Below are 321 nucleotides of genomic sequence, written 5' to 3' on the forward strand. Positions count from 1 at the left end.
CTCAGGAAGGGGTCAGGCTTTGAGGGCGCGCATGCCATCGGCCAGCAGCCACAGGGCGCGATTGAGGCGGATGTCGGAATCAATGCCTTGCACGGGGCGGGTTTGCTGGCGGCGTCCGTTGGCGCTGCGCCCATGCAGTCCACCCTTGGTGAGGTTCTCTTGCGTGCGGTTGAACACGCTCCACAGGTCGGGGCGGCGGTCGTCGAAGCGGCGCGGCATCAGGATTTGTGATTCCGAGATCGGTGCGGGCTTGGTCGGGTCGTCGTACTTGAGGGCCAGCGCGGCGCGGGCGAACACTTCCGATTCACCGGCGTCCAGCGT

General features: G+C 66.4%; 1 protein-coding gene. It reads right to left on the reverse strand.

Annotated features, from left to right (window positions below; translation table 11 throughout):
* Positions 1-12: 12 nt before the first annotated feature.
* The coding region (locus tag ACSNOK_RS33675; protein WP_436784564.1) for a DUF932 domain-containing protein at positions 13-321 on the reverse strand (309 nt) is incomplete at its 5' end.

The sequence above is a fragment of the Streptomyces sp. URMC 126 genome (assembly GCF_051386555.1).
In the GTDB taxonomy this organism is placed as follows: Bacteria; Actinomycetota; Actinomycetes; order Streptomycetales; family Streptomycetaceae; genus Streptomyces.